Source organism: Roseinatronobacter alkalisoli (genome assembly GCF_028745735.1).
GTDB classification, from domain to species: Bacteria; Pseudomonadota; Alphaproteobacteria; order Rhodobacterales; family Rhodobacteraceae; genus Roseinatronobacter; species Roseinatronobacter alkalisoli.
The window spans coordinates 1-9908 of sequence record NZ_JAQZSM010000053.1; the positions used below are offsets into that span (position 1 = coordinate 1).

The following is a 9908-nucleotide window of genomic DNA, read 5'->3' on the forward strand; positions in this document are numbered from 1 at the left end:
GTGCTGTTCAAGCTTCCCTTGCGCCAGACCGCGGGGATGGTCGCGAGCCTGCTGAAGCTGGCGGGGCTGGACTGGCCGGTGCCGGACTTTTCCACCCTGTGCCGCCGACAGAAGACCCTGGCCGTGCAGGTCCCGTATCGCCGTGCCGCTGAACCTGCTGGTGGATAGCACAGGCATCAAGTTCCTCGGCGATGGCGAATGGCAGGTGCGCAAGCACGGCGTTCAGGGTCGACGCCAATGGCGCAAGGTGCATCTGGCGATGGACCCGGCCACGTCCGACATCCGGGCCGTGGAATTCACGCCCAGCCGCGACGGCGACAGCCCCGTGCTCCCGGACCTGCTCGGGCAGATCCCGGCCGACGAACAGATCGGCACGGTGACCGCGGACGGCGCCTATGACACGCGCCGCTGCCACAGCGCCATCATCGCATGTGACGCGGTTCCGATCATCCCGATCCGCAGGAACGGGCGGCTATGGAAGGAGGATTGCCCGGTCGCAAAGGTCCGCAACGAAACCCTGCGCGCCACCCGACACTACGGCCGGGCGTTCTGGAAACGCTGGACAGGCTACCATGCCCGCAGCCGGATCGAGGCGAGGATGCGTTGCCTGAAAGCCTTCGGCGAGCGCATCATGGCACGAGACCCCGACCGCCAGACCGCCGAAATCCACATCCGCATCGCCCTCATGAACCGCTTCAACGCCCTCGGCACCGCCGAGATCGTCCGCGTGGCATGACGTCAGTAGGGAAAGGGGCAGTCACGCCTCAAGCGCGAGTTGCGCAACAACGCCCACCAAAGGCTGCCTTGAGGCACAGGTCCGCGAGGTGCATTTGCCCGCACAGGCCGAGGACCTGCGCGACTGCACCTCGGCCAAGGCGATCCAGGATCGGCATGAACGCAGGGGCGATCACATCCCGGCTGATGACGCAGCGCTCTGGGACTGGCTGGCCGGTCTGGACGATGGCTCCCGCATGGACCTGCTGGCCCACTGCGTGAGCTTCGGTGTCAACGCGCTCTATGAAAAACCCAATCCCTATAGCGGCATGGGTGTCAGCCAGCACGGGCTGGAGGTGCGTCTGTCGCAGGCAGATCGGCTGGCGCGGGCAACTGCACTCGATATGGTGGCAGTGGGCTGGAAACCAAGTGTTGGCAACTACCTCGGCCGCGTGACCAAGCCGCGCATCCTTGAGGCCGTTCGCGAAGGCGCAGGCGAGCGTGCCGCCGAACTGATCGGGCACCTGAAGAAGGGCGACATGGCCAAAGAGGCCGAGCGCCTGTTGGCCGAAACCGGCTGGCTGCCTGAGCCGCTGCGCATGGTTGACGGTGGCGAAGAAGCCGTGGCGGCGCCGGCCATCGAGGGCGAATCCGATGAATTGCCAGATTTCCTCACAGGTGCCGGCGAGGAGGACGATCCGATCGAAGGCGAGGACGAGCCGCAGCACATGGCCGCTGCCGAATGATCCTCAGGCGGGGCAGCCTTGGTCGCCCTGACCCAACCGTTCTGTTTTCGCAACTCGCTCGGCACCTGTGTCCGGGCTTTTTTTGGGCGCCGATGTTGAACCGGTCTCCCGTTGACTTATTAGGACATTTGTCCTATTTCTTCTTGACCAAACTGGATAAGCTGTGATGACCGCCTCAACCCGGACCCTCATTGTCGAAAAGGCCGATACCCTCTTCTATGAAGGTGGGTTCGAAGCCACGTCCTTTGCCGACATCGCTGCGGTCGTCGGCATCTCGCGCGGGAACTTCTATCATCACTTCAAATCCAAGGATGACATTCTGGATGCCGTCATCACGCGCAGGATCGCGCGCACGCGGGACATGCTCGACGCTTGGCAGGATCAGGGGGATGACCCGCGCCAGCGCATTCTTTCCTTCATCCGGATGCTGATCGCCAATCGCGCGAAGATCATGGCATTCGGTTGTCCGGTCGGCACCCTGTGTTCGGAACTTGCCAAACTCGATCATGCCGCGCAGGGCCGTGCAGTTGATATACTCGGTCTGTTCCGCGACTGGCTGGCCGGACAGTTCCGGGAACTGGGCGCGGGGGCCCGTGCCGAGCCTCTGGCGCTGCACCTTTTGTCGTGGTCGCAAGGCGTTGCGGTCATGGCTTCTGCATACCGCGACGAGGCATTCATTCACAGCGAGGTGGCCGGGATCGAAAACTGGCTGGCCAACCTGCCGGAGCTGTCCCCCGTCCCATGAACAAGGAGCATCAATGTTTGTCACCTTCCTGAAATTTGCGGCAAACCGGGCCGCTGCGCCGGACTTCATGGCCGCCCATAACGAATGGATTGCAAAGGGGTTTGCCGATGGCGTGTTCCTCTGCGTGGGCTCCCTCACGCCCGTCGCGGGCGGTGCTGTCCTTGCCCATGGCGAAAGCCGGGAAGCCCATGAGGCGCGCATTGCGGCCGACCCCTTCGTGGTGCAAGGTATCGTGACCGCCGAAACCCATGAAATTGATACAAAGCGCACCATTCCCGCGCTTGATTTCCTGGGGGTGACAGCATGAGCGCGACAATTCCCGGCCCCGACGGGCGTCCGCGCTGCCGCTGGTGCGCCGCCGCGCCGGAGTTTTTTGACTATCATGACCGGGAATGGGGGTTCCCCGTCACGGACGACACGCGGCTGTTTGAGAAGCTTTGTCTGGAAAGTTTCCAATCCGGGCTGAGCTGGCGCACGATATTGGCCAAGCGCGAGAACTTCCGCGCCGCTTTCGCCGGGTTCGATTTCCGCATAGTCGCGCAGTTTGATGACGGTGATGTGGCGCGGTTGCTCAAGGACAGCGGTATCGTCCGGCATCGCGGTAAGATCGAGGCGGTCATCAACAATGCCCTTCGCACTTGCGAAATTGTGGAGACCGAGGGATCCCTTGCCGCGTTCCTCTGGCGGTTTGAGCCCGAGGATGACGATGCGCAACCGCAGACCCGCTCAACATCTGCGGCTTCCGCGGCCCTGTCGAAGGAGTTGCGCAAACGCGGCTGGAAATTCGTCGGCCCGACAACCGTCTATGCCTTCATGCAGGCGATGGGGCTGATCAATGACCACGCCGAGGGATGCGTCATCCGGGACGAAGTGGCAAAGGCGCGGATTGAACTGCGGCGACCCTCATAGCAATGGCCTTGCTCTGGTCGTTGGGGCAGAATCCAGTCCAGCTTCACCATGCTGCCGATCATCTTGTCGGGAAAGCAAGGTTCATCCCCGGCCTGAGATGAACACGATCCCGATGCCGATATCAGGAGTAGGCTGCAATGGCGAGGCATCACACGACGGGCAACCGTCACCTGTCAGAGGCAAAGCACCACCCCGCTTCCATTTGCAAACCGTGGTCCGATCCGCCTCCTTTTCAATCAGCCCATAAAGGGTTGGCTTACGTGCGCGTGCCGCCCTCGGGGATTCGGGAAAGCCCGAACGCCCGAGGGTGATTGCAGTTCCGGTCAGACACTTCGGGCGCCTGTCGCGCGGGGGATGGTCCTCCGCCTCTCAAGACAGGAGCCGGAACACATGTCCTATACAGATGCCACCGCCTTCGCCGCCAGCCTCGCCGCCACGTTGATGGTCGAGATCGTCGTGTTTCTGGGCCGGTGACGGAACCCACGGTGCCATGCCAGCCGCCGAATTCGACGGCCATGATGACATGGTGAAGCTGGAGTCGGACCCTTGGGAATAAGGCGCGCAAGCTCCTTGTCCCCGTCGGCCCGGGCGCGGCGCACTCGCAACCGGGTCTTCAGCGCTGCGATGGCCGCCTATCGCCCGCAGCGGAACCGGGGGTGTCCCCCAGTCAGAGTGAGAGTTTGGGCCGCTCGGCCGTGACGGGTTGAGGGCCGGGGAGCGAGGCTCCCCGGCGCCCGTCATGGAGTGGTGGTTGATGAGGCCATCTTCGCCAACGAATACACGTTCACCGAGGCCGGTCGCCGCTTTGGGTAGCTCGCATGGGGCGGCCGGACTCAGAAGCTGTTGCGCAGATCCGCATAGATTGTCTCGATCTGCTCGACCTCTTTCTCTGTCAAGGCCGCGAATTCCTTCGCGCGGGCGCGAGCGGAGAGCGTTCCGCCGTTCTGATGCAGGAACCGGAACAGCAGATCAAAGGTCCGGTCGGGCATGTCGACCAGTCCCGAAATCCGGGATTTGAATCCATCATAGGCGCGCAAGAACCGTGTCTCTGCAGGCAGATCGGTGTCGATGGTTTGCGCGACGCAGGCAAACAGAAACTCGGCATGGGGCGTTGCGTCGAAGAAGCGATAGAAATCACCGGTGTCGCCCAGCACCTCGACATTGCCGCGCCCGGACGGCCGCCAGTCGATAAGAGGCAGCAGCCGGCGGGAATAGCTTTCCAGCACATGGCGGTATGCTTCGATCCGTTCCAGGATCACTGCCGAAACTGGAAAGACCAGCCCGGGCGGGTTAAAGCCCCGCGCGGCCAGGACATGGTGGATCAGGTAGCGGTGCAGACGCCCGTTGCCGTCCTCGAACGGATGGATATAGACGAAGCCGAAGGCGAGGCTCGCGGCGGCGAGAACCGGATGGAGGCCCGGGGCGATGTCGCGGTCGAACCGCTCAAGCCCTTCGATCAGCGCGGGCAGATCCTCGTGCCGGGCGCTGATGTGATCGGGCAGGGGGGCACCGCTCAGCCGGTCATGCTCGCCAATGAAGCCGCCCTCCTGACGCAGCCCCAGATGCACGAAACGCGCGTCGCCGATGACGATGCGTTGCAGCCGTTCAAGCTCGGTGCGGTCGATCGGGTGCCGCCCGGCCTCGCCGATGATCTGACCCCAGCGGCGAATGCGGTCCTGGGCTGGGTTCTCGCCTTCGATCTGAAAGCTCGACCGGGAATCCTTGAGCAGCAGAAAGGCGGCTGTTCGCGCCAGTAGATCGGCGGGAACCTCGGCCAGAACCTCGCGCGCCTCTGCTGCCAGATCGCGCGCTATGAACGCCTCGATCGCCTCGGTGCGGAAAATCAGCGGGCAGAATTCCGGTGTGCCGGGCAGATTGTTGCGGACCCGGTGGCGGGGCGACGGTTTGCCCTCAACAGCCCATTGTTGCTTGGGGTCGAGCACAGGCGCGTAATTGCCGCGGGTTGCATCGGGCAGATCGAGATGTTCGCCAATCAGCCATTCATAGAGAAACCAGATCCGACGCGCATAGCTGCCCGTCGGCGCAGCCTCGACGACGGCCTTGATCGGGTCCGGCCCTGTTGCGCGAAAGAGCCTTTTGAGAACCGCGAGATCCAGCCCTTCGTAGCGCAGCGCAAAAGTCAGATGCCCGATGAGGCTCGCCTCTGGTGCGTGGCGGGGTGTATAGAGGCGCCAGCCGTCCGCCACATAGAGTTTGTGGCGCGGCCCGATGGCCGAGAGCGTGCGGGGTAGGGGGACTGGCAACATATAGGCGTCGATCAGGGCGGCATAACCCGCGGGTATCGCCTCTTCGGGCAGCCGGCGTTCGTGAAAAACGCTTACCGTTCCTGAAAATGGATTCTTTTGCCCTCGCTCCATGAATTCCGAGTCTCATTTGTGCTGATTGCTTTAGGTTACGCTAATGACATGAATTTCGATTCCTTTCAACGCCTCTTCATGAAGTACAGTTTTATGCACGTGCATTGGCAGTTTCAGAAGCCTCAAACGCCAACCTGTTCAGGGAAGAGGAAGAGGTCTGCCGGGACAGGATGAGTTCGGGTGGTCGAGAGAGAGCGCTGTCCGGGCTTGTTCCTCCCGTTCTCCCGAGGTTTCCCGACATGAATATTGCATCAAACGTCACCCCTCCGGTTACGCCGCCGCCGGTTGCGTCCACGATCCTGACTGCGGCCAATCTTCTGCTTCCCCATCTCGAGCGCGGACAGTGCGTAGATTCTACGATCCTGCGCAATGCTATGGAAACAGTGTTCGGCGTTTCCGACGCCACCGGCGCCTGGGACTGGAAGCTGGCTTACGAGGCCTGCGAAGTGGCCACGGTCCTCTTTCTGCGCAAATACGGAAAAGTGCTTTTCCGTAAAGCCGCCTCGAAGGCTGCACGGCTTGATCCGCTGGTAAAGATCGCCGGGCTGCTGCCGACGCAGACCCGCCGCTCCGAAGAAAGTCAGAACTTCTAGAAGTTCAGCACACCTCTGCCTCTCGGCCTTACTGCTTTGACGGCGGTGCTATCACGCCCGATAACGTGGTTCTGGAACCCCCGGCGGGCACCGGCCTGCTCCCTCGAACGTTTTGAATCCGCCAAGGGCCTGAAGCTGATGGACAGCAATAGCATGAAGGACGAACTGCCGCCGATCACCATTTCCCTCAACCGCCTGCTGGCGCTGACCATCGAGTGTAGATTGCCACTGAGATTTGACCCGGCGGGGGTGCGGACAAAACCTTGGACTGTTTTCACGGCATAAGGCCGAGGCTTCTACGGTATTCGATTGGGCTTCTGCCACCAAGGGACATCTTGATGCGTGATTCGTTATACCAGCGGATGTAGGCGTCAACTTCGTCAATATACTGGGCCGCGGTGAAGGCCCGCCAATCACGAAGATAGAAGAACTCAGTCTTCAGGCGTCCGAAGAAGCCTTCACATGCGGCATTGTCTTGCGAGCTCACCTTTCGTGACATCGAACGAACGAGCTTTGCTGCGTCGATACGTTCCAGCCAGCCAGGCCAGCGATAGTGGCCTCCGCGATCGCTGTGGATTATGGGCCGCGCTTCGCTGTCAGCGATGGTCTCAACCGCTGCATCAAGCATGGTGTTTACGAGATCGGCGTCCGGTTTGGTCCCTATGGCCCAACTTATGACGAGGCCGTCGAAGCAATCGATGATCGGGGACAGATAGACTTTTCCCGCTCGGATGTGGAACTCGGTGATATCAGTGAGCCATTTCTCGTTGGGCGCGGAAGCCTGGAAGTCACGCTTGATGATGTTCTCGGGCGCAGGGCTAATCTCGCCCAGATATGAGCTGTAACGCCGCCGCTTTGGCTTTGGGACGACCAAAGCTTCCTGTTTCATCAGGCGCCGCACCACTTTCTCGGAGATCGAGATAGAGTGCCGTGTCATACAGGCTCTGAGGCGTCGGTAGCCATAGCAGCGATGGTTGCTTTCAAAGGGCATTGCCAAGTTGTTGAGCATTGGGATTGAAAGATTGTGGCTGGAGATATCAAGCAGTCATCTGAGCGGCATAGTCTGTCCAGAGACAGAAAGCATCTGCCCGGGCGTGGCGATATGAGATGGCGGTCAGTTTGTAGCGTCGAGGGCGGAAGATGGTGTTGATCTGGTCATGCGCGACCAAGAAACGTTGTGCCTGTCTGGGCGACTTAAACCGGCCCCTGATCTTTTCTCGTCGTCGTGTTGGCCTGTGACTGCCCTCAATCCTGTTGTTAATGCCCTTATGGGCCCGGTGGTCAGCCTCCGGCGCTTGATGGGCAATCGGCTTGATGTAGCTGCGCAGTTTGTCTGTAACGACGACCCTTGGTTGGCCGAATTGCGCGATCAGCCTTGCCATGAAGCGCTTGGCAGCTTTGGCATTCCGACGCGTCTGCACGAGAATATCAAGCGTGTCGCCGTTGGCATCGACCGCCCGCCAGAGCCAGTGCTTCACCCCGTTGATCGGGATCACAACCTCGTCCAGATGCCATTTGGGCGGGGACGGTCCCGACGGATGCAGGCCGCGAAATGCGCGGCAAACCGGTTGACCCAGAGACGGATCGTTTCACGGCTCACGATGACGCCTCGTTCGGCAAGCAGATCCTCGACATCCGCCGTGCTCAGCGCAAACCGATGGTATACCCAGACAGCGTAAGCGACAATCTCGCGTGGAAAACGAAAACCCTTCAGGCGCCGCATGGACGTCGGTATTCTCATACCTCAACTCGTAGCAAAGTCATGCCGCGCAAACAACTTGGCAATGCCCATCCATGCCATCAACGGAGCCATTCAAACCAGCAAAATCACGGGGCCCTACAAAATCATGGGGAAGGGCGCCTGACAACTTGCGCTCCGCTCCGGCAGGTCGGTTGTCACTGAGGTCGGCAACCATGCGGAGGGGAAGTATCGCTCCTCAGCCCGGCTTCCTGGTCCCGCCACCGCGCTGTCGAGGCCGCCTCAATCATGTCGCGAAAACCTCCGGGATTCGCTTGCAAGTTCACCGTCAGGCTTGAGAGCTGTCCAGTTGGTGCCACTGGCGACGACGCAGGATATACTGTCAGGACGGGTGACGAGGATGGTCCAGCTGTGCGTGTCCTCCGCCACCCAGAGTTCGAGCGCCCGATCCTGCCCGATCAGCCCGACTGCGGTCCTAGCTTCGCTGAAGCTGGAGGTCAGCCAGTTGGCAATCGCCAGCCGTGGTCCGCAGATCGTTTGCGCCGCTGCCGGGGGCGCCAGCGCGGCCATACCGAACACCAGTGCCGGTGTAAGAATTCGCTTGAACATATCAGCCTCCGTCGCTTGGGGCGCGGGGCCTTCTTGGGGGCGCATCCAGCGCACGGACGCCCCGCGCGATTGGTTCAAGGTGCTTGCTGAAGCAAACGCCTGTCTTGAATATGGCCACGCCATTCTGGCAAGACCAGCCGTTTGCCGTCACTTTCGCGTAATTGCGCCGCGATCAATCGGCACCGTACGGAAGAAGCCGCCGGATTCGGGATCAGGCTCGAAGTCCGCCTGTCAGAGCCTATGGACCGACATTCCCCAAGTGGTCTGCCGTCTGACGTCAAGATCGGTTGATTGTGCCGGATGATCAAGTTTTTTCGCCCAGAGGGCGTCGTCAAGCTCGCGCATCACAAGGAGACCGCCGTCCAAACTGAGCTGCGTGCCGCGAAATTCCAGCCGCACGCGAGAGTCGAATTCCACCCAATCTGCCCGCTGCATGCCCGCACCCTCCGGGTGATCCATGAAGGCCGCCCCTCGATGCCGTCAACACCATGATTTATATATAAAATATTAAACTCAAGACAGCGAAATTAGGCTCAGGACCTATTGATTTCAGCCTTGCGGCGTGATTCACGCTCCGCAAGGAGACCGATCAATGAGCAATCTTTTCTGGCTAACCGACGCTCAGATGGAGCGTCTGAAACCTTTCTTCCCCAAGAGCCACGGCAAGCCGCGTGTCGATGATCGGCGTGTGCTGAGCGGCATAATCTTCATCAATCGCAATGGGTTGCGATGGTGTGATGCACCCAAAGAGTATGGCCCGCACAAGACCTTATACAACCGTTGGAAGCGCTGGAGCGATATGGGCGTGTTCGTCCGGATCATGGCGGGTCTGGCCGCTGAAGGGACCGAGGCCAAGACGATCATGATCGATGCCACATATCTCAAGGCGCATCGCACGGCGTCGAGCCTGCGGGTTAAAAAGGGGGGCGTGGCCGCCTGATCGGACGCACCAAGGGCGGCATGAACACCAAGCTGCATGCTGTCACAGATGCGATTGGCCGCCCGATCACCTTCTTCATGTCGGCTGGGCAGGTCAGCGACTACACCGGCGCAGCGGCCTTGCTGAGGGAGTTGCCAGAAGCCGACTGGCTGATCGCAGACCGCGGGTATGACGCTGATTGGTTCAGAGATGCGTTGAAAGACAAGGAGATAACGCCCTGTATCCCTGGCCGCAAAGCGCGAAAGACGACCGTGAAATACGACAAACGGCGCTACAAGCGGCGCAACCGGATCGAGATCATGTTCGGACGGCTGAAGGATTGGCGACGGATCGCAACCCGCTATGACCGATGCCCGAAAGTGTTCCTCTCCGCCGTCGCGCTCGCCGCTATCGTCATCTACTGCCTTTGAAACTCAATGAGTCCTGAGCCTAGTACTACAGTTGCATATAATATGGATATCTGATTCAATCCTGCCTGAGCAATTGGGGAGGAATTTCGATGTCCGTATCGGATTGGGCTGGAGTGATTTCGGATTGGCGCGCCGCGCTTGAAGGTATGAAGGCGCGGATTGCAT

Annotated in this window: 8 protein-coding genes and 5 pseudogenes; 8 read left to right on the forward strand and 5 right to left on the reverse strand. The window is 60.7% G+C overall.

The features are described from left to right. The 5 genes and pseudogenes from PUT78_RS22000 to PUT78_RS22020 form a co-directional block, all read left to right on the forward strand. Nucleotides 1–736: pseudogene (locus PUT78_RS22000) on the forward strand (IS5 family transposase); the annotation flags it as partial. 94 nt (nucleotides 737–830) lie between these two features. Beyond that, nucleotides 831–1460 carry a hypothetical protein gene (locus PUT78_RS22005; RefSeq protein ID WP_476453973.1) on the forward strand — a complete coding sequence of 210 codons (630 nt, stop codon included), beginning with the start codon at nucleotides 831–833 and terminating at the stop codon, nucleotides 1458–1460. Between the two features lie 166 nt (nucleotides 1461–1626). Then, nucleotides 1627–2205, forward strand: a complete 579-nt coding sequence (locus PUT78_RS22010; protein ID WP_274354402.1) for a TetR/AcrR family transcriptional regulator — start codon at nucleotides 1627–1629, stop codon at nucleotides 2203–2205. Nucleotides 2206–2218: 13 nt separating this feature from the next. Next, nucleotides 2219–2512 carry a YciI family protein gene (locus tag PUT78_RS22015; RefSeq protein WP_274354403.1) on the forward strand — a complete coding sequence of 98 codons (294 nt, stop codon included), beginning with the start codon at nucleotides 2219–2221 and terminating at the stop codon, nucleotides 2510–2512. Further along, nucleotides 2509–3114 carry a DNA-3-methyladenine glycosylase I gene (locus PUT78_RS22020; protein ID WP_274354404.1) on the forward strand — a complete coding sequence of 202 codons (606 nt, stop codon included), beginning with the start codon at nucleotides 2509–2511 and terminating at the stop codon, nucleotides 3112–3114. The genes PUT78_RS22015 and PUT78_RS22020 overlap by 4 nt, the downstream gene beginning before the upstream one ends. Before the next feature lie 833 nt (nucleotides 3115–3947). On the opposite strand, the gene PUT78_RS22025 is transcribed toward PUT78_RS22020, so the two are convergent. After that, nucleotides 3948–5492 carry a Fic family protein gene (locus PUT78_RS22025; protein ID WP_274354405.1) on the reverse strand — a complete coding sequence of 515 codons (1545 nt, stop codon included), beginning with the start codon at nucleotides 5490–5492 and terminating at the stop codon, nucleotides 3948–3950. Nucleotides 5493–5731: 239 nt separating this feature from the next. On the opposite strand from PUT78_RS22025, the pseudogene PUT78_RS22030 reads away from it, so the two are divergent. Both PUT78_RS22030 and PUT78_RS22035 read left to right on the forward strand, forming a co-directional pair. Further along, nucleotides 5732–6186, forward strand: a pseudogene (locus PUT78_RS22030) (methylase); the annotation flags it as partial. A 37-nt stretch (nucleotides 6187–6223) separates the two neighbouring features. Beyond that, entirely contained in the window at nucleotides 6224–6370 is a 147-nt protein-coding gene (locus PUT78_RS22035; protein WP_274354406.1) for a hypothetical protein, read from the forward strand. Here PUT78_RS22035 and PUT78_RS22040 read toward each other — a convergent pair. The 4 genes and pseudogenes from PUT78_RS22040 to PUT78_RS23940 form a co-directional block, all read right to left on the reverse strand. Further along, nucleotides 6360–7085 (reverse strand): annotated as a pseudogene (locus PUT78_RS22040) (IS3 family transposase); the annotation flags it as partial. The gene PUT78_RS22035 and the pseudogene PUT78_RS22040 sit on opposite strands and share 11 nt — an antisense overlap. 37 nt (nucleotides 7086–7122) lie before the next feature. Then, a pseudogene (locus tag PUT78_RS22045) lies at nucleotides 7123–7826 on the reverse strand (IS6 family transposase). Nucleotides 7827–8066: 240 nt separating this feature from the next. Next, the gene (locus PUT78_RS22050; RefSeq protein ID WP_274354407.1) at nucleotides 8067–8393 is read right to left on the reverse strand and encodes a hypothetical protein; all 327 of its coding nucleotides are present in this window, start codon (nucleotides 8391–8393) and stop codon (nucleotides 8067–8069) included. Between the two features lie 234 nt (nucleotides 8394–8627). Continuing rightward, nucleotides 8628–8852 (reverse strand): annotated as a pseudogene (locus PUT78_RS23940) (IS1380 family transposase); the annotation flags it as partial. 133 nt (nucleotides 8853–8985) lie between these two features. Between PUT78_RS23940 and PUT78_RS22060 the strand changes: the two are divergent. Next, nucleotides 8986–9743 (forward strand): IS5 family transposase gene (locus PUT78_RS22060; protein WP_274354408.1). Its coding sequence is split into 2 segments (ribosomal slippage): nucleotides 8986–9310 and nucleotides 9310–9743, totalling 759 coding nucleotides; the frame shifts between segments, so codons are not numbered across the junction. The last annotated feature ends 165 nt before the right edge of the window (nucleotides 9744–9908 follow it).